Origin of the sequence: Listeria sp. ILCC792, assembly GCF_900186135.1 — a bacterium.
In the GTDB taxonomy this organism is placed as follows: Bacteria; Bacillota; Bacilli; order Lactobacillales; family Listeriaceae; genus Listeria; species Listeria goaensis.
This window is the reverse complement of the sequence record NZ_FYBO01000006.1, coordinates 1-19,857: the sequence shown is the minus strand read 5'-3', so window position 1 is coordinate 19,857 and position 19,857 is coordinate 1. Positions and strand designations below refer to the sequence as shown.

The 19,857-nt window shown below is 39.4% G+C and carries 24 protein-coding genes; 4 read left to right on the top strand and 20 right to left on the bottom strand.

The genetic code is table 11. The annotated features are described in order from the left end of the window. Nucleotides 1-30: 30 nt before the first annotated feature. The 5 genes from CFS60_RS07810 to CFS60_RS07790 form a co-directional block, all read right to left on the bottom strand. Nucleotides 31-1,026, bottom strand: a complete 996-nt coding sequence (locus tag CFS60_RS07810) for an NADP-dependent oxidoreductase (protein ID WP_088815705.1) — start codon at nucleotides 1,024-1,026, stop codon at nucleotides 31-33. Between the two features lie 152 nt (nucleotides 1,027-1,178). Next, on the bottom strand, nucleotides 1,179-1,883 hold the full coding sequence (locus CFS60_RS07805) for a hypothetical protein (RefSeq protein ID WP_244169936.1): 705 nt from the start codon (nucleotides 1,881-1,883) through the stop codon (nucleotides 1,179-1,181). Nucleotides 1,884-2,020: 137 nt separating this feature from the next. After that, nucleotides 2,021-2,503, bottom strand: coding sequence for an ATPase (locus tag CFS60_RS07800; RefSeq protein ID WP_088815706.1), 483 nt, complete (start codon nucleotides 2,501-2,503; stop codon nucleotides 2,021-2,023). Nucleotides 2,504-2,512: 9 nt separating this feature from the next. Continuing rightward, nucleotides 2,513-3,439, bottom strand: coding sequence for an LCP family protein (locus CFS60_RS07795; RefSeq protein WP_088810205.1), 927 nt, complete (start codon nucleotides 3,437-3,439; stop codon nucleotides 2,513-2,515). A gap of 141 nt (nucleotides 3,440-3,580) precedes the next feature. Next, entirely contained in the window at nucleotides 3,581-3,895 is a 315-nt protein-coding gene (locus CFS60_RS07790) for a hypothetical protein (RefSeq protein WP_088810203.1), read from the bottom strand. A gap of 107 nt (nucleotides 3,896-4,002) precedes the next feature. Here CFS60_RS07790 and CFS60_RS07785 point away from each other — a divergent pair, with 107 nt between their 5' ends. Then, a complete protein-coding gene (locus CFS60_RS07785) occupies nucleotides 4,003-6,015 on the top strand; it encodes a penicillin-binding transpeptidase domain-containing protein (protein ID WP_088839052.1) in 2,013 nt (670 codons plus the stop codon). A 200-nt stretch (nucleotides 6,016-6,215) separates the two neighbouring features. On the opposite strand, the gene CFS60_RS07780 is transcribed toward CFS60_RS07785, so the two are convergent. The 4 genes from CFS60_RS07780 to CFS60_RS07765 all read right to left on the bottom strand — a co-directional run bounded on the left by CFS60_RS07780 (nucleotide 6,216) and on the right by CFS60_RS07765 (nucleotide 8,435). Next, nucleotides 6,216-6,740 carry a VanZ family protein gene (locus CFS60_RS07780; RefSeq protein ID WP_088839051.1) on the bottom strand — a complete coding sequence of 175 codons (525 nt, stop codon included), beginning with the start codon at nucleotides 6,738-6,740 and terminating at the stop codon, nucleotides 6,216-6,218. A 137-nt stretch (nucleotides 6,741-6,877) separates the two neighbouring features. Beyond that, a complete protein-coding gene (locus tag CFS60_RS07775) occupies nucleotides 6,878-7,666 on the bottom strand; it encodes a hypothetical protein (protein WP_088839050.1) in 789 nt (262 codons plus the stop codon). After that, nucleotides 7,666-8,076 carry a permease prefix domain 1-containing protein gene (locus CFS60_RS07770; protein ID WP_088810199.1) on the bottom strand — a complete coding sequence of 137 codons (411 nt, stop codon included), beginning with the start codon at nucleotides 8,074-8,076 and terminating at the stop codon, nucleotides 7,666-7,668. Before CFS60_RS07770 ends, CFS60_RS07775 begins: the two co-directional genes overlap by 1 nt. Next, a complete protein-coding gene (locus CFS60_RS07765) occupies nucleotides 8,073-8,435 on the bottom strand; it encodes a PadR family transcriptional regulator (protein ID WP_088810198.1) in 363 nt (120 codons plus the stop codon). Before CFS60_RS07765 ends, CFS60_RS07770 begins: the two co-directional genes overlap by 4 nt. A gap of 131 nt (nucleotides 8,436-8,566) precedes the next feature. Between CFS60_RS07765 and CFS60_RS07760 the strand changes: the two genes are divergently transcribed. Beyond that, entirely contained in the window at nucleotides 8,567-9,817 is a 1,251-nt protein-coding gene (locus CFS60_RS07760) for a condensation domain-containing protein (protein WP_088839049.1), read from the top strand. Nucleotides 9,818-9,963: 146 nt separating this feature from the next. Here CFS60_RS07760 and CFS60_RS07755 read toward each other — a convergent pair whose 3' ends face one another. The 10 genes from CFS60_RS07755 to CFS60_RS07710 form a co-directional block, all read right to left on the bottom strand. Next, nucleotides 9,964-10,773, bottom strand: coding sequence for a ZIP family metal transporter (locus CFS60_RS07755; protein WP_088810196.1), 810 nt, complete (start codon nucleotides 10,771-10,773; stop codon nucleotides 9,964-9,966). A gap of 63 nt (nucleotides 10,774-10,836) precedes the next feature. Next, entirely contained in the window at nucleotides 10,837-11,064 is a 228-nt protein-coding gene (locus CFS60_RS07750) for a hypothetical protein (protein WP_088810195.1), read from the bottom strand. 93 nt (nucleotides 11,065-11,157) lie between these two features. Next, a complete protein-coding gene (locus tag CFS60_RS07745; RefSeq protein ID WP_088810194.1) occupies nucleotides 11,158-11,541 on the bottom strand; it encodes a DUF1149 family protein in 384 nt (127 codons plus the stop codon). A 17-nt stretch (nucleotides 11,542-11,558) separates the two neighbouring features. Continuing rightward, entirely contained in the window at nucleotides 11,559-11,939 is a 381-nt protein-coding gene (locus tag CFS60_RS07740) for a VOC family protein (protein ID WP_088815716.1), read from the bottom strand. Next, nucleotides 11,929-13,128: a multidrug effflux MFS transporter gene (locus CFS60_RS07735; protein ID WP_088815717.1), complete on the bottom strand. Its 1,200-nt coding sequence runs from the start codon at nucleotides 13,126-13,128 to the stop codon at nucleotides 11,929-11,931. The genes CFS60_RS07740 and CFS60_RS07735 overlap by 11 nt, the downstream gene beginning before the upstream one ends. Before the next feature lie 44 nt (nucleotides 13,129-13,172). Continuing rightward, a complete protein-coding gene (locus CFS60_RS07730) occupies nucleotides 13,173-14,177 on the bottom strand; it encodes an inorganic phosphate transporter (RefSeq protein ID WP_088839048.1) in 1,005 nt (334 codons plus the stop codon). A gap of 99 nt (nucleotides 14,178-14,276) precedes the next feature. Beyond that, the gene (locus tag CFS60_RS07725) at nucleotides 14,277-14,687 is read right to left on the bottom strand and encodes a peptidase (protein WP_088810190.1); all 411 of its coding nucleotides are present in this window, start codon (nucleotides 14,685-14,687) and stop codon (nucleotides 14,277-14,279) included. Between the two features lie 5 nt (nucleotides 14,688-14,692). Then, complete coding sequence (locus CFS60_RS07720) at nucleotides 14,693-15,094, bottom strand: DUF4064 domain-containing protein (protein WP_088810384.1); 402 nt, start codon at nucleotides 15,092-15,094, stop codon at nucleotides 14,693-14,695. A gap of 123 nt (nucleotides 15,095-15,217) precedes the next feature. Continuing rightward, the gene (locus CFS60_RS07715) at nucleotides 15,218-15,649 is read right to left on the bottom strand and encodes a universal stress protein (RefSeq protein ID WP_088839047.1); all 432 of its coding nucleotides are present in this window, start codon (nucleotides 15,647-15,649) and stop codon (nucleotides 15,218-15,220) included. A gap of 66 nt (nucleotides 15,650-15,715) precedes the next feature. Further along, nucleotides 15,716-16,069, bottom strand: coding sequence for an iron chaperone (locus tag CFS60_RS07710; protein ID WP_088810188.1), 354 nt, complete (start codon nucleotides 16,067-16,069; stop codon nucleotides 15,716-15,718). A gap of 409 nt (nucleotides 16,070-16,478) precedes the next feature. Here CFS60_RS07710 and CFS60_RS07705 point away from each other — a divergent pair, with 409 nt between their 5' ends. Together CFS60_RS07705 and CFS60_RS07700 are read left to right on the top strand one after the other, a co-directional pair. Next, a complete protein-coding gene (locus CFS60_RS07705) occupies nucleotides 16,479-17,159 on the top strand; it encodes a Crp/Fnr family transcriptional regulator (RefSeq protein ID WP_088810187.1) in 681 nt (226 codons plus the stop codon). A gap of 20 nt (nucleotides 17,160-17,179) precedes the next feature. Beyond that, nucleotides 17,180-18,868 carry a leucine-rich repeat domain-containing protein gene (locus CFS60_RS07700; protein WP_159458298.1) on the top strand — a complete coding sequence of 563 codons (1,689 nt, stop codon included), beginning with the start codon at nucleotides 17,180-17,182 and terminating at the stop codon, nucleotides 18,866-18,868. Nucleotides 18,869-19,258: 390 nt separating this feature from the next. On the opposite strand, the gene CFS60_RS07695 is transcribed toward CFS60_RS07700, so the two are convergent. Next, nucleotides 19,259-19,857: immunoglobulin-like domain-containing protein (locus CFS60_RS07695; RefSeq protein WP_369823188.1), on the bottom strand; the 599-nt coding region annotated here is incomplete at its 5' end.

Genomic DNA, 19,857 nt, shown 5'->3' with positions numbered 1-19,857 from the left:
TTTCCTCCTTAAAAATAAGCCCAGCAAGCGCTAGGCCATTTCCACAATGATTTTCCCGATATTTTTCCCTTCAAATAATGAAAGAAATGCCGGAACAATTTGGTCAAAGCCTTTTAAAACCGTTTCCTTATGCGTGAGTTTCCCTTCCTCAAGCCACTTAACAAGCTGTTTCGTCGCCTCTTTATAATCCGCCTGATAATTTGTCACGGAAAAAGCTTGCATACGCGCATTCGCTTGAATCAAATAGCGCTGAATGCGAGGCCCCACATCATCTTCTGCCGGCAAATTGTAATTCGAAATCGTACCACACACCGGAATACGCGCAAAATTGTTGAGGAGCGGCCAGACAGTGTCACTAATTTCGCCGCCAACATTCTCAAAATAAACATCAATTCCGTTCGGACACGCCCGCTTCAAGTTTTCGGCAAAATTCGGATCACGATAATTCACCGCCGCATTAAACCCAATCTCTTTGACTAAATAGCGCGCTTTATCGTCCGTACCGGTAATACCAATTACGTGAGCGCCCTTAATTTGAGCAATTTGACCGACCGTAGACCCAACTGCCCCCGCCGCCGCACTCACAACAACCGTTTCATCTTTCTCTGGCTGTCCAATATCGAGTAAGCCAAAATAAGCCGTTAGCCCAGTCATTCCTATTACGCCTAGATACGCTTTCGCCGAAATAACGCCCGTATCAATTTTGCGCACTTTCCCCTCAGAAAGAATGACTTCCTCTTGCCACGGAACTTGCCCCACCACAAAATCGCCTTCCGCAAAATCGCGACTAGCGGAGCGAACCACACGCAAAACGCCGCTGCTTTTCATAGGCTGCCCAATTTTAAATGGTGGCATATTCGACGAGTCCGCATTCATTCTGCCGCGCAAATAGGGGTCAACAGAAAGGTAAACAAGTTGCAAGTGTAACTCCCCGTCATGCAGGCCATTTAAACGAACTTCTTTTGTCTCAAATAAATCTGCGCTCAGTTTGCCTGTAGGTCTAGCTTTTAATACGATTTGTTTCATTTTGGTCACCTTCCCTCGTTATTTGCATCACTACCACGTGAACAAGATTTCTAAACAAAATCCTTCGCAAAGCGGATAAAAAGGTGCCCATTATAAAATAGGCAAATGGTAAACTTCAGAGATTTTGAAGTTCACCATTTGCCATCTAACCGTTATTTTTTGACTACTTTTTTAAATTCAAATTTCGACATCCAGCCTTTTTTCTTGCGTATCGAAATATAGCCAATTATCGAAATGACGAGCGCACCTAAGAAGTCTACAAATAGGTCACCCATTGTATCCGCAACTGCAGCATGTCCTTCAAGCGGCGTCCCATTTTCAAGCATTGTTTTTTGCATGTTCATGCCTAATGAATCGGCTCCGAACTCATAGAATTCCCATAAAACACCAAGGAATACTGCAAAACTAAGCGCGAACAGTGCCACGAAAAACGGGCTCATGTTTAACGAAACATTTTCGTTATTGTTTAGCAAGTTGACGATAGAAAAACCAAGTCCCCCGAGCATCGCACCACTAAACGTGTGTAAAATCGTGTCCCAATTTGGAATTAAGTAATAAAAACTTTGTACCTCACCTAAATAAATAGCGCAATAAAGGAAAATTATAAAGACAATATACATCGCATCAGGTATTTCGAACTTCATTCTTTTACTTAACATAGATGGTAAAAAGAGCACGACAACACCAAGAATACATTGTAAAATCATTAATGTGTAATCTCCGCGCGTTTTTTCTCCTTCGCCAAGATAAGCGTCGGCTGGTGTTAAAATTAAGTTAACCGTAGCGTAGACAATTGACACTAATAAAGTTACAAGTACGAAAATGGCTAATATCCTAGTCCAGTTCCATTTTTTCAAAATTTCCACTCCCTTTCATGTTGTCTTTACCCATTATACATGAACTTAAATACTTTTTTAAATTTTTTGCAGGACTTTGCAAAATAAACACGCCTAATAGGAAGAGAACGATTGGGAATAAAAAAGAGTGAAGCGACTTAATTAAGCCACTCCACTAATTTTTTTCGATATTCTTCATACAAAACGTCAGAATAGGCTTTATCAAACGTAAATTCTTCACCTTCAAGCGCTTTTTTGAACGCATCAAGACAGATTGTCCAGCCAGCCAAGTCGCGCGGCGTATGATCGGTTACTTGTACGATTTCTTCGGTGAAAATAAGCTGCGTTTCATTTTCGCTTAACGGGGCAAAACGAAAGTAGACCGCATCGTTATCCCAAGCAAAACCAAGCGCCACATTTTCCTCGAATTCTAAAATAGGCATTTCAATTTTTTCGGTTTCCGTCATTTTAAAAAGCAAATAGCCGTCCGCTGAAAGCTGCCCCATTTCGAGTTCAGCAAACCATTTTCCGAGACCTTCCGTCGTAGATACTAGCTCAAAGCAAGAAGTCATCGGCGCATCAATTGTTTGCATCGCACGAAAAATCAATTTATCCCCTTGTTTGACAATTTCAGGTTTCATGATAACCTCCTATTTGATGAAATCTTGAATCGCGGCTGCGTTTTTCGCAATATCAATTCGCAGCACCGCCCCAGCGCCCGAAATGCGCTGATTTTCCCAAGTGCCCTTCACAGGAACTGTGAGTGTCTCCAAGTCAGACGTTCTGCCAAGTGCGAAGTCCAGCCCCGTTTTAAGCACAAGAGAAGTTGGTAAATCCGTTGTAGTGTAGCCTTGCACGGTGCCGAGCACGCTCGGTAATTTAAACACGCTCGTTGCCGTAATCGCCTGATCTTTCACAGCCGCAAGCACTTGTTGTTGGCGTCTTACCCGTCCAAAATCGCCCTCTTCATCTTTTCTAAAGCGAGCATATTGAAGGAGTGTATGACCGTCCATTTTTTGCTTGCCGGCTTTTATGTTAGCGTCAATATTTTGCGACATATCTTTTTCCGCGTCAATTTCAATCCCATCTGGCGCAAGCGTATCAATGACTTTCGGGAAGCTTTCAAAACTTGTCACAACGTAGTAATTGCAATCAATTCCGAAGTTTTCCTTAACCGTTTGACGCACAAGTTCTGGCCCACCGTAGGAATAAGCCGCGTTGATTTTATTTTTGCCGTGTCCTGGAATATCTACATATGTATCGCGCATAAGCGAAACAATTTTAGGCTCTTTCTTCTTTTTGTCATAATGCGCAATCATTAGTGAATCTGAACGACCTTGATCCTCACCTCGCGAGTCACTACCGATAAATAGAATGTTTACACTATCACCAGAAGGCTTCTCACCATTAAATGTAAATTCCTTTAACGCATTGTCTGCTTCCGCTTCTTTTAAGCTAGATTTATATTGAAAAAAGCCTACAACTCCAAAAACTAATAGTACTAAAACGAGCAAAAGCAGAATTGTGCCAAAAACGCGACCTTTCCTAACTTTCTTATGCTCAGCATGTCTTGCCATATTTTTCACCTCTATTTTTAACTCCAAGTATCCTTTGATACCCTTATCTTACAATAAATTATCAAAAAAAGAGACTGAAAACATATAAGAATTGTTAAAGATTAGGAAAATACTACTTTTTTCATGCACAATTCTGCTATATTAAAATGTGGACGAATCGCTACTATCACTCGAATTTCCTGAGTCTGAACTTCCTCCGTCTTGCGTCGCACCAGAATTCGCATCAGGCGGTGTCATGCCTTCTTGGCTCGTTCCATTTTGTTGACCAAAGTTGCCTGGACCACCATTTTGTTGTTGCATTGTTCCGTTCATATCATTTCCTGTATTTGTTGTTACGAGCATATAACTTAAAATTGCAATTACAATAATGGAACATACACTAATAATAATCGTCGCTATCTTCCATTTGTTTTGCGGCGTTTTTGTAGAGTACGTAATCTGATTTTGTTCTTCCATAAAGTCATCATCCTTTCTTATTCTTCCAATTTATCAATAAAATAAGAAAAAAGTATGACATGAGCAAGAATAAAATGTAAAATAATTTTCATAGAGGTGATAAAAAAATGAATACTAGTAGAAAGAAATGGTGGATAATTGGCATTTCGGCTCTTGCCGTGTTACTTATTGCCGGAGGAATCACATTTTTTATCGTGTTAAATAAATCAGCGGATAAAAAAGCGAAAGACGCGGCAGTGGCGTTCACCAATCAAATTGCGCGGGAAAACTATGCGAAGCTTGATACATATGTAACTTCCAAATCATTAAAAGCCGTAGACTTCACAAAAAAAGATTTGGAAACAAAGTACACCACGATTTTTGGTGGTCTTGGGGTCAAAGATGTTCAAGTGGACAACTTGCAAGTTACACCAGGCGAGAACAGTCGTACTTATGACTTGACCTATGATTTAAACATGCAAACAAGCCTCGGAAAACTCAAAACCCAAAGTTATAAATCGACTATTTCTAAGGAAGATGAGGAATGGAAAGTGGACTGGGTGCCCGCTCTTGTTTTTCCTGGAATGGTGAAAGATGACAAAGTTAGACTCGTGACAGATGAAGCGAAACGCGGCGATATTCTCGACCGAAATCAGAAAAAACTGGCGACGATCGGCAACTTCAATGAAGCAGGTGTGGTCCCTGAAAAGCTTGGGGAAGGCGATGAAAAAACGCAAAATATCATGGCCATTAGCCAAAAACTTGACGTTCCAGCAGAAGAGATTAACCACGCTTTGGAACAAAAATGGGTTAAAGCTGATAGTTTCGTTCCCATCAAGACCATTTTGAGTGGCAACTTACCCGAATCAACCGGCCTTGCCTACGCCCAAAAAGAGCTCCGAACTTATCCGCTAAACCAAGCGACTGCCCATCTAATTGGTTACGTCGGTGAAGTGAGCGCCGAAGATATTGAGAAAAATCCGCAGTTAAATGTTGGCGATATCATTGGAAAAACGGGTCTTGAACGCTATTATGATAAAAAGCTCCGCGGTAAAAACGGTGGCGAAATTAAAATTATTAACGACCGCACCAAACAAGAATCTACACTGCAAAAAGTAGCACGTAAAGACGGTGAACCCGTTCACCTAACAATCGACGCTGATATTCAGAAAAAAGCGTTTGATAGCCTTGGAAATGAAGCTGGCGCGGTCACGATGATTAACCCTCAAAGTGGCGATTTATTAGCGCTCGTTAGCACACCTTCATATGATGCAAACAAAATGGCAGCTGGAATTTCCGCTAGCGACTACAAAAAATATAGCGAAGACAAGCGCACGCCGTTTTTAGCGCGCTATGCGACACGTTACGCTCCCGGTTCTACGTTTAAAACGATTACGGCGGGAATCGGCTTAGACTTAGGTGTCACAACACCAGATAAAACACGCCAAATTGATGGCCTTAAGTGGCAAAAAGACGCTTCATGGGGCAATTATTTTGTGACACGCGTTCATGAAAAGCCATCGGTCAACATGACAGACGCCCTCGTCTATTCGGACAACATTTATTTTGCGCAAGAAGGCCTTGAAATTGGTAAGGATCGCTTGACGACTGGTCTCAAAAAGTTTGATTTTGACCAAGAATTTGATTTACCGTTTTCAATGGAGCCCGCACAAATTTCAAATGATGGATTAAACTCCGACATTTTATTAGCCGACACCTCATACGGGCAAGGCGAATTGCTCATGAGTCCTGTTCAACAAGCGGTCGCCTACACGGCCATTGCGAATGGCGGTAAAATGGTCTATCCAAAATTAGCCAGCGATGCAAAACAAGCTGAATCTAAACAAGCCATCAAAGCAGAATCGGCAAATCTTGTAAAAGATGCGCTTATTAAAACAGTATCGGATCCAAATGGCACCGCCCACAAATTAAATTCCAGTCATAAAATTGCTGCTAAAACGGGCACAGCCGAATTAAAACAAAAACAAGGCGAAGATGGCCTTGAAAACGGCTTTTTATATGCCTTCGACGCAGAAAATCCCAACTATTTAATCCTGGGCATGATAGAAGATGTTAAAGGTCGTGGTGGCAGCAGTTTGGTCATCGATAAATTAAAACCTGTCATCGAATCTATGTATTAAAAAAGAGGCCAACTTAGTTGGCCTCTTGACTGAGGACAAACGGCAATCTTCGTCGTTAAAACCTGCGTTCCACTCCTCACGTATACAAATACGCTCCGGTGCGGTACTCGGCTTTGCCTAAAATCTTACCATTTGTCCTCAGTCCAGGTATGGTGTGATTGCGTTTTGTTTTACTTAAATTTAGAGTTTGTGAGGTCAACTTAGTTGGCCTCTTTCTTTAAATTTCGTTTATGTTCCAATTGTTTTGATACAAAAAAGGTGGTCACAACTCCAATTGTTGCCCCTACAAAATCAAGCATTACATCTTGCAAAAGCGGTGTTCGCCCGCCTGTTAAATATTGATGGTACTCATCAGTTGAGGCAAAAATGAGCGGAATAATGAGACCAGCTGGAAAAGCCCATTTGTTTTGCTTTGTCACGCCGCGCACGCCGAGAAATAAAGCCCCTCCCATAATAAAATAAGTAAAGAAGTGAGCCCCTTTTCGAAGGAAAAACTCAATGAATCCACTGTAGCCTTTTACAGCAATACTTACTTCTGATCCCGCATATGTAAATGAAATATGCGATAAAATATTTTCAAACGGTCGCCTTGCTAGAATCTGATCTAACAAAGGAATAAGCGTTTGTTGTTCGTAAGTTTCAGATGATGATTTAAATAAAATAGCCATAATAAAGAGCGCACATAAAAAACTAATCCCAATCCAAATTTTTTTATTTTTAAACATAATTTTCTCACTTTCTCATGATAGTTACCGTTTGAGTATATCACTCAAAGATTAGAAGAAAATGAAAAAAAACGTTTTTTTCATTTATCACGATATTTCAAAATAAAAACCATCCAAAGGGACGGTTCTTAGGTAGCTTATGAAAATTTCTGTTTCACATTTCGGCGCCGATATACAAAGAAGTATATCGATAGCGGCCACCAGATGACTGCAAAAATGGGATAAATAGCCCAAATTACTTCTGGCGTAGTTAGCCAATTTACAACAATGAAGAACGCGCTAACTAACATCGTGCATAAAATGGAATAGGTAAAGATGTGGCGCGCGAAAAACATCGATAGTGGCCAAAATAATACGGCGAAAACAGGATAGACACACCAAATCACATCGGTTGTCACAAAATTGGTTACGATAAAAAATAATGTTAGCCAAATCGTTCCAATAACTGAAAAGGCACGCGGGAATCTTGCGAGTGCGACAGATAGCGGCCACCAGTAAATCGCGAAAGTGGTGAAGATGCTAAACGGGAACCGCGGCTCGAAATAAATGTTTAAGCCAATGTAACATAAGACGAGTAGCGTACTCATTAGGAAGGAGTAACCAAATTTGGCGCTATATTTTCCTCCAAAAATAATGATTGGCCACGCGAGAATCGCAGGAATCGCGAATAAAATCCAAGCATATTCGGGTGATTCAAAGTAGTTTGTTAGTGCTAAAACGGCAATGATGAGTACACTCGTGACGAGCGAATAGCTTCTCAAATGCTTGCTTCCGTCTGCTAAAAAGAAATATGCTGGTGAAAGTAGTAAAACGGCTGTATAAATTGACCAGTTTTCTCCCGGAAATACTAGAAAATTTAGTAAAATCAGAAAACCGATGATAAAGCAGCAACTTATAAATAAGAAGCCTCTTGTGCTTTTGTCCATTATTTTAATTCCTCCTTCTTACGGTGCCAGTAATAAAACATCGATAGCGGCCACCATAAAATGCCAAATGTCGGGTATACAAACCAAATTGTGTTTGGCGTATAGTAAACGTTAATAAAGATAAATAATGCGATGAATAAAATGCTTCCCCAAATGGCGAAATCTAAGTTCAGTCTTGCATAAGCTAGCTTTTTACTGCCGCCGATCTTAAGTTCTGCTTTGATTTCATCAATATCGCCAAAGTCCACTAATACTTTGTTGATGGCATCTTCTTGCGATTTTCCTTGCTCCATTAAATCATATACTTTTTCTTCCATGTCTAGTAAAATCTCTTCTTTTACTTGTAAAGCTCGGTCGCTGTTCGGTACGTCATCAAAAATCTTGTCTACAAACTCATAAATTCTTCTCAATTTGCACTCTCCTCCAAAAATACTGCCATAATTTCCTTGATTTCTTTCCATTCCACTATCATTTCGTCTAAATACATTTTTCCACGAGCTGTAATTGTGTAATACTTTCTTTTTCCGCCGTGACTTCGATCGCCATAATAACTTTTGATGAACCCCTTTTTCTCCAGCCTTTGAAAAACTGCGTATAAAGTGGCTTCTTTAATTTGAAATTTCTCACGCGTTCGGTCACTAATTTCTTTTGAGATTTCATAACCGTAAGAATCACCATCCATTAATATACGTAAAATAATCGAATCCACGTGGCCACGCAAAATGTCGCTTCGTATTTTGAACACCTCCAAAATTACTCTACCACGCATTACTCTATCACATAGAGTTAATTTGATAAACTTAGTTTAACATGAATTACTCTATGCGTCAAAGTAATTTTATAAAAAACGTTTAAAGCCTTGCTATAATGGGAAAATTGGCAAACAAGGGGGAATCATTTATGCCACATTACAAAGCGGAAAGTTCCGATATTAAACATCTTATTTCAAGCGAAAACCATAAAAATGATCATCATTTACATGCTTATTTAGAAGTGGAGGGGCACCTAGATTTGATGCTTCTTGAAAAAACAATCCGCTTATTGGGGAATAAATTGCCACATTTATTTTGTAAGTTTCAACAGACTAAAACTAGCGCCAAGTGGGTAGAAGCTGATTTTTCTGCCCAAAATTTCATTTCGCTTATCGAAACAGAAGACTCTAACCCTGTCATTCAACAGGCGCTAACTAAAAAATTAAATATTTTAACGGGCCCACAAATTCGGGTGACGGTCATTCGTACTTCACAAAAAGATAATCTTGTCGTCATTTTAAATCATATGCTCGCTGACGGCGCCGGCTTTAAACAGCTTTTATATTTACTCGCCGAATTTTACACAAAACTAGTTCAAAATCCAGATTTCACCATAAAAAAAGAAGCCCCGTCCAGAAGTTTGAATCAAGTTTTTCAAAACTTCTCGCTTGCTCAAAAATGGCATTTTTTAACAGATAAAATCACTCCAAGCCCTTCAAAAAATCCAAATTACCCGCTAAAAGGTGACGATTCGCACCCATATATTTTACGCGTTAAAGTTTCAAACGAATCATTTTCTCGGTTAAAAGCCTACGCCAAAAACCACGGGGTGACAATAAACGACTGTCTAGTCACCGCGTTTAGCATCGCCTTGCACAACAAGTTGCACACCGCAGAACTTGACATCGACTGCCCAATTGATTTGCGAAAGTTTACCAAAAAAACGCCTGACATCACAAATTTAACGGCCAATTTAACTTTTTCATTTCGCGGTAGCGATTTTGAAAGCTTGGAAACTACTTTACTCAAGAAAAAAGAAATTTTCAAAGCGAAAAAAAGCGATTTGCAACCACTCCATAAATTTTACCTACTCGAACTTATTTATAAGTTTCTCCCCTACCGTGTGTTTAAAAAACAAGTGCAAAAGCGGTACAATATTCCACAAACGAGTTTAACCAATATGGGAATTATAGATGATAAATTGCTTGATTTTGGGGGTATCACGGTTTCTGACGTTTTTATTTCGGGTTCACTCAAATTTGCGCCTTATTTCCAAGTTGCGGTTACAACTTTTCGCGGTGAACTGTCACTTTCGACAAACTTGCACGGCACTGAAGAAGATTATCGTTTCCAATTGGCCATTTTAGAGGAGCTAAAGGCAGTTTTGCCACACAAATAAAAAAACACGAAAAGTGGGAGCTTTTTCGTGTTTTTATAGTTATTGGAAAGCAAAGTTTCCAAAAAAACTATCTATATAGTTTGTGAACAAGTTCACTATCATTAAGTATACCATATTTTTCTTTAAAAGTATTAATTTAAACTTTTTTATCCGAGTGCAACGTCTAAAACCATCATCACCGCAAAGCCAGCCATTGTTGCTGCAGTGGCTAAATCCGTTGAACCTTCCACTTGCGACTCTGGAATTAATTCTTCAATCACAACAAAAATCATTGCTCCAGCAGCGAAAGCTAACGCGTATGGCAAAATTGGCGTCACAAAAACGACTAACAATGCGCCGATAACAGCGAAAATTGGTTCCACTACAGCAGAAAGTTGTCCATACCAGAAACTTTTAGCGCGACTTAAACCTTCACCGCGCAGTGGAATAGACACAGCTGCTCCTTCTGGGAAATTTTGAATTCCTATTCCTAAAGCTAATACAACAGCCGTAACAAAAGTTTCTGTGTCACCGACTAAAACGGCTCCAAAAGCGACTCCCACTGCCGCTCCTTCTGGAATATTGTGTATCGTTATCGATAAAACGAGCAAAATGCTTTTACGCAGTTTTGTTTTCGGACCCTCTTTACTCGTTTCTGGAAAGCCTAGATGGAGATGCGGAATGATGCGGTCAACTAATCTTAAAAATACGCCACCTAAAACAAAACCGACAAGTGCTGGAACAAATGAAAACCGTCCCATATCCGCACTTTGTTCAATCGCAGGGCTTAAAAGTGACCAAAAACTTGCAGCAAGCATGACACCAGCAGCAAAACCGAGCATAACATTTGTCATTTTTTGATTAAGATCTTTAAAGAAAAAAACGAGTGCGGCTCCGAGCGCCGTACACCCCCATGTAAATAAACCTGCTAAAAGAGCTAATAAGACAGGATTTAAACTTGAAAAATAAGCTATCACACAAAAAACTCCCTAAATAAAATCGATGAGGTTTAGGATTTCCCAAACCTCATAATGACTTGTTTATTCTTTATCTTTCTGAAAACCACGTTTCACGCCTTTTAGAAAGGAACCACTTGTTTTACCGATTACTTTTGCCGCTTCAAGCGACCCGTAAACTGCGATTTTGGCAGCATCTCCAAGAACTTCGCCAGCTTTTCCAGCAGCATCTGTTGCTGCTCCTCCGACTTTTTCAGAAATTTCTTTGACTTTTTCTTTATCAAACAATTTTTGCTCTTCGTTCTCTGTCATACTATCCCTCCGTTCTTGTCTTTCCTTCATCATAGCGAAAATACGTTTAACATTCAAGTCCAATTCCTAAAAAAACTGAACCCCTGCTCGGGCTCAGTTCGATTCAAATTTAAGTTGGAAGCCTGGTTCATCAAAGGCGATTTCAGTCACTTCATACGTTAAGCGTTTAATATAGTCAACTAAAGGCGCAGAAAGTTCCGCCATTAAATGCTTTTCAAGCTCTTCTGCCGCACCAAAAAAGTCGACAATTTGAATAATCCGGCTAATATGTCCATCAATTTTGAAGCGGTCGAGTGTTAATATAAAGGGCACATCAATTTTAAACATCTTACCTGCTTCTAAAATCGATTTATCATCGCCAACTGGTTCAACTTCATTTAGCTGCACATTAATTTGGTTTTCTCCGCTAGTCTGTTCTGTCACGTTCGTTTCAAAATTATACTTTTCAACAACAATTGGATTTGTTTTAATTTCCATTTTCTTCACCTCGAAATTTATATCGTTAATTCAATCGTATTTCCTTCTGGATCCAAAATCACACTTTCATAGTAACCATCTCCTGTTGTTCGGGCCAGGCCTGCAATTTTAAATCCGTCGTTTTGAAAAATCTCGGTAAATTGATCGACCTTTTCCTTGCTGCCTAGTGAGATGGCTAGATGTGCGTAGCCAAATTGTTCCCCTTCTTTTTCTGAAACAATATCGCGACGGGTCATCAGTTCGATTCGGCAATCAGACGCCATTGTCAGAAAATAAGATGCGAAGCCTTTCGTTTCATTGACGTATTTTTCAGATGAAGTGGCCTCGAAGTATTTTTCATAAAATTGGCGCATAACTTCTAAATCTTTCACCCAAATTGCAACGTGTTCAATTTTCATGTTTGATTCGTCCCTTCTGATAAAATAGGAAAACGAAGACGGCTGCGAGCGCGCAACCTAGCATAACAAGTCCCATTGGAAGGCCTGTTTTCCCACTACCAAGCCCTACAAGTGGTGAAACAATCCCGCCGAAAAGGAAACCCATTAGACCGATTAGCGCGGATGCACTCCCTGCATTTTTTGTTTGGCTTTGCATTGCGAGCGAGGTTCCGACCGTGTTAATAATCCCAACGCTTGAGATTGCAAGGAACAACACGACAATAACAACCATTACGGGGGCTAAAAAAGCGAGTAAAAATAGCAAGGCTAGACTAGCCAAAACAGCGAGTGTGATGCCGAATTTGTAAACGCTAACTTCAGTATACCGCATGCTGAACATTCCCGCTAATTGGGAAGCGATAACAAGACCTAATCCGTTTAAAGCGAAGCATAAGCTGAACATTTGCGGCGATAAACCATAAATGCTTTGTAAAACGAATGGCGAGGCCGCAATATAGGCAAACATCATGCCCGTTAAAAGGCCTTGTGGTAAGGCAAACTGCATGAAATCAGCGCTGCGAATTAATTTGCCAAACGTCACTAACGTTCCTTTTAGCCCGCCCTGTTCGCGTTCTGCTTGCGGTAGCGATTCCTTAATCATGAAAAACGATAACGCGAAAAGGACAAGTCCGATTGCAGTTAATAATATAAAAATCCCATGCCAGTCTGTCACAAGCAGCATGCCGCTCCCAATTATCGGCGCTAAAATCGGGCCAAGCCCATTAATTAACATTAAAAAGCTGAAAAACCGCGTTAAATTTTTCCCTTCGTAATAGTCGCGCGCAATTGCCCGGGACAGCACACTTCCAGCCCCACCAGCAAATCCTTGGATAAAACGGAGTAGGATAAATAAAATGATATTGCCTGTAAAAATACAAAGAAAGGAAATGATAAAGTATGTAAATACGCCAATGAGAAGTGGTTTTCGGCGACCGACAGCATCACTAAGCGCGCCGATGACGAGCTGGCCGGTTGCAAGTCCAATCATGCAGGCCGTCAAGCTAAGCTGTGCCATAGATGCTGCAATCCCCATGTCGTTTGCAATGTCTGGTAGCGCTGGCAAGTACATGTCGAGCGACAGCGGGCCAAACGCGGAAAGCAAGCCTAAAATAATCACTAATGAAAAAACAATTTTGTCTTTTTTCTGCATAGAATCTCCTTTAAGTCCATCAAAAATATGGCAGACACTCCCTTTTATAAGAAAAGAAAAGCCGCCACCCAGTAAACGAGCGCTGCGAGTACCCCTGCAATAGGAAGCGTAATCACCCATGTAACAAGCATGTTTTTGCCCGTCCGCCAGTTCACTTCTTTCTTGTGATTCGCGGTGCCGACGCCCATAATCGAGCTATCGATAACTTGCGTCGTGCTAACGGGAAGGTGCGTGAGCGTTGCTGTCATGATAACGGAAAGCGAGCTTATATCGGCTGCCACGCCTGTCACAGGCTCAATACGCATGATTTTCGTGCCGACGGTTTTGATAATCCGAAAACCACCAACTGACGAGCCAATCGCCATCGCTAGCGCACAGGACAGTTGAACCCAAAACGGAACGCCCGCCGTTTCTTTTAGGAGCCCTCCTGCAATAAGAGCAAGTGTAATGACTCCCATCGTTTTTTGCGCATCATTTGTCCCGTGGGCATACGCCTGAATGGCCGCTGTAAAAATTTGCGCGACTTTAAAACGCTGATTTGTTTTCGCGCGCTTCCGGTTTCTGAAAATCCATTTAAACGCCGAATAAATCAAATAGCCGACCGAAAAACCAATAATTGGCGAAATGATGAGCGCAATAATAATTGTCGTAAAACCGCCAAAATTAATAACGCTAAATCCTGCCGATGCAACTGAAGCGCCCGCAATCGCCCCAATTAGTGCGTGAGAGGAACTGCTCGGCATACCAATTAGCCAAGTAAGCAAATTCCAAATGACGGCCGCAATTAACCCGCACAAAACAACAAATTCCCCGTGCTGCAATGCGAAAGGATCCACAATACTTTTCGTCAAACTTTCTGCCACACCTGTAAAAGAAATTGCCCCTAAAAAATTCATCACAGCGGCCATTGAAATCGCGACGCGCGGCTTCAAAGCTCGCGTTGAAATACACGTCGCAACAGCGTTTGCAATATCATGAAATCCATTAATAAAATCGAAAGTAAGTCCCACAAGGACAATTAATATCGTAATCAAAATAACCGTGTCCATAACAATTTCTCCTAACAACGCTTTTTTCTCTACCTACCCTGTTTCAGTAAAAACAAAAACCCCTACTATTTGCAGGGGTTCTTTGATGCAGCATCTGTTTTAAAAATCATACTCGTCGTCATAATCATAATCGTAATCATCAAACATATTGTCATGCATGTCGTAATCGTAGTTATAACCATCGTCAAATCCATCCATCATCATCCCAAACATACCGAAAAAGCCAATGATAACAAAAATGCTCAAAACGAAGCTTATACCTGTCATAACACAACCCGTAATCAAAAGCCCCAACCCTTTTTTGGGTTCAAAGCTAGGTTTCTTCACAAACAAATAAACCAGCAAGACGATAATCACACTTGTGAATACGATAAGTAAACACCAAAGCAATGAATTCATCCCACGTCTTTCTGCATCTTTATAAATCCAGACCGCTACAATCGCGCGTGCTGCAAGCGACACTAACGCTAAAAATAATAAACCAATCGTAAATAAAAACATCATACCCATTCTGTCTATTCCTCACTCTCGTTTTCAATAGAAGGGACTTTCGGCGTTTTTTTCGTCACTGTTAAAATACCAGCTACTAAAAATAAAATCCCTTGAATGCTTGAAATTTGCAAGCCCCCTAGAACAATTAACATAATCGCATACGTTTGCACTTTCGGAACATCTTCCTTTATTTTAAATGCAGCAATAAAACCAAAAACTGCCGATGCAATTGAAATTAGAATAATCATGCCAAAAATGACAACAAATATTCCTAAAAACCATGCTGTAGTATTTCCACTCGCGAATTCTAAGCTTGCCGCAATACCCATTCCCATAAACAATGCATAGATTACGATAAAAATAGTTGTCACTATACTAAATGCTGCGCCAATGATGGTTAAAATAAACTCAGCTTGTCTGTTCATAACGCCCTCCTCTTTTTTCATCGCCTTTTTATAGTTTAGCATGGTTTCCAAGAAAATGCTCTAATTTCTATGAAAAAAATACAAAAAAGAAGGAAATCAGCCCTGATCTCCTTCTTTTTTATATTATCTAGCAATTAAAACATTGCATTTTGCGTGTTTCACAATATAAGATGAAATGCTTCCCATTAAAACTTTTTCCAAACGACTAAGTCCCGTCGCCCCGCAAACAATTAAATCTGCACCATATAAATCAGGAATTTCTTCTGTTAAAAGTTTTTTCGGGTTACCGACTTCCAAAAAAGTCCCGACTGATTCTACACCTTTTTCTTTTGCGATTTGCACATACTTAGCAAGAATTTCTTCCACATCAGCTCTTAACTCAGCTTCCCATGTCCTGCCTTCTGCTGTAAATGTTGGGAATGATCGAACATCAATGACACTTGCGAGCGAAAGCGATGAACCAAATGCTTTGGCTAGATTAACTGCTTCATAAAACGCCGCCTCTGACTGGTCTGAACCATCTACCGCAACTAAAATACGTTTATAATTTGTCATGTTAATTCCTCCAATTTCAAACTTGGACTATACTCTTCTATACCTGTACTCACTTTCGTTAAAACCTTATTTTGCGCGATTTTCTTCTGTTCGGAATTTGACAATTTTTTCAATTAATTCTACAGGTAAATCTTCTTTTAGCGGAAATTGAATAGTCCCTTTTGAATATTTGTACTTTCCTTCTACATCAGCTAAAAATGTCGCTACCCCTTTTGCCCCTGGATAAAAGCCAATATGCGTTTTGTACCCGGCAAAATGAACTAAATTACCATTTAAATAAAATGTTGGAATGCCGTAACTAATTTTCTCAGTTGCTTCTGGCGCCATCTCATGAACTAGAGCACGAATCTTTTCAAGACGTTCTTTCGTTTCCCCTGAAAACTGCGCGATGTACTCATCAATATTTTGATATGCTTCCATTTCCTTCACCTCTTGTTTTAGAATACCATTTCCCCCGCAGAAAATACAATAATATCATGATAACGCTTTCGAATATCGTCCAAGTCCCATCTATTAGCTCCTCCTAGTTTGATTATCCATTTAATTCCATACAACAGCATTCCCAGCCATCCTTTTTAGTCCTATATTGAAGTCCTATTTTTAAATTTCCATTCGCTTTCTTCTATCTTATTGTTTTCGTTTCGTAGTAGTATTTGACAACGGTTGTTAGTTCTACTTATCTAAATGCATTTTTTCGAAATTTGTTCACATTTTCAAAGTTAATGAAAGAAAATTCACAGAATAGACAAATTATAGGTTAAATCAGCACTAAAGTGGGGTGCACTTTTATGTTTCACATGGTATTATGCTAATTGAAAGGTGTGAAATTATGAATACTCTCTTTAGTACAAATGAATTCGTCCGCGCCATCAAAGTTGAACTTCCGGAAGCAATTAAAGAACTCGAAGTTCCAGCGAGAACAATTGTTTCCTTTGATGAAATGGATGTTTGTTACATTATTATATCAGGCATCGTAGAGGGATATATTAAAAGAACAATGGAAACAAAAAGCGACCAAGTATACTCCTTTTTCACAGAAGGAGATATTGTCGGATTCGGTCAAATTTTTGATGATTTTAAAGGAATGATATTTGAGACTTTGACAACAACAAAAGTCTATGCCATAAAAAAAGAAGATTTAGAGTATCTACTTTCTTTTCCGCATAACGCTCCCTTCATTTATTACATCATGAAGCGTCTCTCGTCGCACTACTATCTTAAATCTTTATTAAGCATTCGAAGCAAAGAAAATGTACTCGTCCAATGTATGTTCAACCTTAGCTACTTGTTGGATTCTAATGTTGAAAGTGCACATTTCGTTAAACTTCCAAAAGAATATACCCATACACGCCTGATGGAATATTCCACGCTATCACAAGGTGGCTTTTATAAACATCTTGATTTACTTTACAAAGATCAAATTATTTTTAAAGATGGCGCAAATATTGTTGTAGATATTACTAAAATGCGCGAATTGCACCCCGCAACTATCCCATCTTATTTAAAGTAAATAAATAGTGTTTAAAATTGTTGAAATGTTTATTAGCGTCTTTCATTATTGTAACAACAAATTTATGTGCAACATACATTGTTTTTGCAGCAGACGAGAATCTCCCACAAACATTTGATTCTCAACCTACTAATGATTTGAATGCAACAAACTTGCTGCCAAACTCCACCTATGAATCTATCTTCCCAGACGTTCATTTCCGCGAAGTTATCATGGAAGAAACCGGAGCAAGTTCAAGTACAGACATTGTGACACAAGAAGAGCTCAATCGAATAACAGATATATATGCTAACTTTTGTAACATCCGTTCCATTCAAGGCGCCGAGTACTTAAATAATTTAGTGGATCTAAATATAAGCGTCAATTCCATCACAGACATTTCACCATTAGCTCATTTAAACGCTTTAACTTCTTTAAATCTTCAAGGTAACTTTGAACTATCCGATATTTCAGCCCTTCAATACCTTACCAATTTAGAGTACTTGGATTTAGGGCAGAATATGGTTACTAATATTTCTGCTCTAGCTGGTCTAACAAAACTTAAAACTTTAAATATTGAAGGTAATCAAATTGTTGATATCTCCTTTCTTCAAAATATGCATGACTTAGAAATCTTATTTATCGGGGACAATAAGATTTCAGATATTTCGGTTTTTAAAAATTTAACACAGTTGACAGATTTGTCGATGCATACTAACAAAATTACTGATTTATCGGCTATTAAAACATTAACAAATCTAATTGACTTGAACTTTGCCGCTAATCAAGTAACAAATTTGTCCGCTCTAAGGAACATGGAAGACTTACTTTATCTCGATTTTTCAGAAAATGGAGTGTCTTCTCTAAGTGATATTAAAAATTCAACAAACCTTAAACAATTATTCGCGGTCTCAAATGACCTTATTGATGTCACAACGCTTACAAACTTCTCCCACTTAACTTATCTCGATTTAGGTTCTAACCATATTCGTGATATCTCACCTTTAAAAAATATTTTTGATGCAGGATGCTCACTTAAACTAACCTATCAAACTATAAATTTATCAAATACAGAAATCAATCAGAACAAAGTCACTCTTCCAGCTTCCAAAACAATCGCTTATGATTTTTACAAAGAACCATTAACTGAAAACATACCCTATCCAAGTGATACATATTCTTTCACAAATGGCAATCATACTTGGGATACCTCAACTTCTATCCCAGACAAAGTCAGCATAACTTACAAAAAATCATATCCTAATTTCGTATATTCTGTCACTTTCCTGACCAAGCCAGCAGTAGATAGCAATGCTCCAATCATTAGCGGTACTGATATTCGTATAGTTGCAGGTCATCCCCCGCTTACTATCTCAGAATACGAAGAACTGGCAAATATACATACAGATGATGGCTCTGAACTAACAATCACTGGCTTAAATCAAGTAGATTGGAACACAGTTGGAACTTATGAAGTCACTGTAAGCAGCACCGACCCGAACGGCAACAACGCTTCCCCGTTAACACTAAAAATAACCATTATTCCAAACACTTCTTTTGAAGAAACAACAAAAAATAGTACGCCGCCGACTGCAAGCCAAAAACCAGTCCCCGTACCTTCAACTAGTCCCCTACCAAAAACAGGTGACAAATCACCACAAAAAATACAATTAATTGGACTACTTATCACCACATTATCCGGACTCATATTAATTCGTAAAAACAAATAAAAGATGATGGGAAAGCCACACCTAATATGCCTTCCCATCACCTTTTTTATTTTGCTCACCCCTTTAGAATTAACCGGTGATTTTTTGTATAAATTGATATATTGCGTTCGGAGGAAAAACCAAAAATGCATTCTTCAATACATAGTTGTTAGGAATATTTTCCAAAACAAGTTTGCAGAAGAAAAAACGTGTTACCAATTTTTCTCGTTTAGCTATATGAGAACAAGATGGCTATATGATTTCTCTCCTCTTCCCATTATGGCAAAAATATCCCCCATACACGTCTATTCAATAAAAAACCGGGCAGAAAATCTTTTTTCGATTTTCTACCCGGTTTTCATGTTCAGCTAAGAATTTATGTCCTAGCCTCTTTCTTTATTACGTTAAATTTTATCGAACCGTTACCGGTGTTTCAATAACCTGATTGTTCGCCCCGTCATAACCTATCATCGAAACTTCCATACCTGGTGTTTTCAGTAAGGCTTTCGCATAATACGTAAACGAACCATCTGCATTTACTGGAATTTTAGATTTAACGACACCTTCAACTTTAAGCGCAATATATTTCACACCATTTGTTGATGTTCCTGTGACCTCCCTTGAAGTTCCAATCGTAAAGATATCTGTTGTTAACGTTGCTGGAGCAGTTGGTGGGATCGTCACTCTATTAGAAGCCACCTCAGCTCCACCTGCAGTGTAAGCTTTCATTACGATAGTATCCTGGTCACTTGTGACATAACGGCGAATATAGTATTCATATGTGCCTGAACCGTCTACTGGGATTCTAGATAGTTCTGTGTCATTCACAGTTGCGGAAATATATTTCACATTTCCAGAATACGTGCCGACTACTGAACTATCACCAAGGTTGTAAGTCTGTGCAGTAATCGCTGATGGACCACTTGGATTGATGGTTACTTGAACAGTGTCTCCAACTTCATTTCTTGAATTGTAGGCTTTCATTACAATTCGATCTGTATCACTTGTGA

Excerpts from the sequence above, each read along its gene's own strand:
- CFS60_RS07810 (WP_088815705.1), bottom strand. The coding sequence starts at position 1,026 with ATGAAACAAATCGTATTAAAAGCTAGACCTACAGGCAAACTGAGCGCA.
- CFS60_RS07800 (WP_088815706.1), bottom strand. The coding sequence starts at position 2,503 with ATGAAACCTGAAATTGTCAAACAAGGGGATAAATTGATTTTTCGTGCG.
- CFS60_RS07795 (WP_088810205.1), bottom strand. The coding sequence starts at position 3,439 with ATGGCAAGACATGCTGAGCATAAGAAAGTTAGGAAAGGTCGCGTTTTT.
- CFS60_RS07790 (WP_088810203.1), bottom strand. The coding sequence starts at position 3,895 with ATGGAAGAACAAAATCAGATTACGTACTCTACAAAAACGCCGCAAAAC.
- CFS60_RS07785 (WP_088839052.1), top strand. The coding sequence starts at position 4,003 with ATGAATACTAGTAGAAAGAAATGGTGGATAATTGGCATTTCGGCTCTT.
- CFS60_RS07780 (WP_088839051.1), bottom strand. The coding sequence starts at position 6,740 with ATGTTTAAAAATAAAAAAATTTGGATTGGGATTAGTTTTTTATGTGCG.
- CFS60_RS07775 (WP_088839050.1), bottom strand. The coding sequence starts at position 7,666 with ATGGACAAAAGCACAAGAGGCTTCTTATTTATAAGTTGCTGCTTTATC.
- CFS60_RS07765 (WP_088810198.1), bottom strand. The coding sequence starts at position 8,435 with ATGCGTGGTAGAGTAATTTTGGAGGTGTTCAAAATACGAAGCGACATT.
- CFS60_RS07760 (WP_088839049.1), top strand. The coding sequence starts at position 8,567 with ATGCCACATTACAAAGCGGAAAGTTCCGATATTAAACATCTTATTTCA.
- CFS60_RS07750 (WP_088810195.1), bottom strand. The coding sequence starts at position 11,064 with ATGACAGAGAACGAAGAGCAAAAATTGTTTGATAAAGAAAAAGTCAAA.
- CFS60_RS07745 (WP_088810194.1), bottom strand. The coding sequence starts at position 11,541 with ATGGAAATTAAAACAAATCCAATTGTTGTTGAAAAGTATAATTTTGAA.
- CFS60_RS07740 (WP_088815716.1), bottom strand. The coding sequence starts at position 11,939 with ATGAAAATTGAACACGTTGCAATTTGGGTGAAAGATTTAGAAGTTATG.
- CFS60_RS07735 (WP_088815717.1), bottom strand. The coding sequence starts at position 13,128 with ATGCAGAAAAAAGACAAAATTGTTTTTTCATTAGTGATTATTTTAGGC.
- CFS60_RS07730 (WP_088839048.1), bottom strand. The coding sequence starts at position 14,177 with ATGGACACGGTTATTTTGATTACGATATTAATTGTCCTTGTGGGACTT.
- CFS60_RS07725 (WP_088810190.1), bottom strand. The coding sequence starts at position 14,687 with ATGGGTATGATGTTTTTATTTACGATTGGTTTATTATTTTTAGCGTTA.
- CFS60_RS07720 (WP_088810384.1), bottom strand. The coding sequence starts at position 15,094 with ATGAACAGACAAGCTGAGTTTATTTTAACCATCATTGGCGCAGCATTT.
- CFS60_RS07715 (WP_088839047.1), bottom strand. The coding sequence starts at position 15,649 with ATGACAAATTATAAACGTATTTTAGTTGCGGTAGATGGTTCAGACCAG.
- CFS60_RS07710 (WP_088810188.1), bottom strand. The coding sequence starts at position 16,069 with ATGGAAGCATATCAAAATATTGATGAGTACATCGCGCAGTTTTCAGGG.
- CFS60_RS07705 (WP_088810187.1), top strand. The coding sequence starts at position 16,479 with ATGAATACTCTCTTTAGTACAAATGAATTCGTCCGCGCCATCAAAGTT.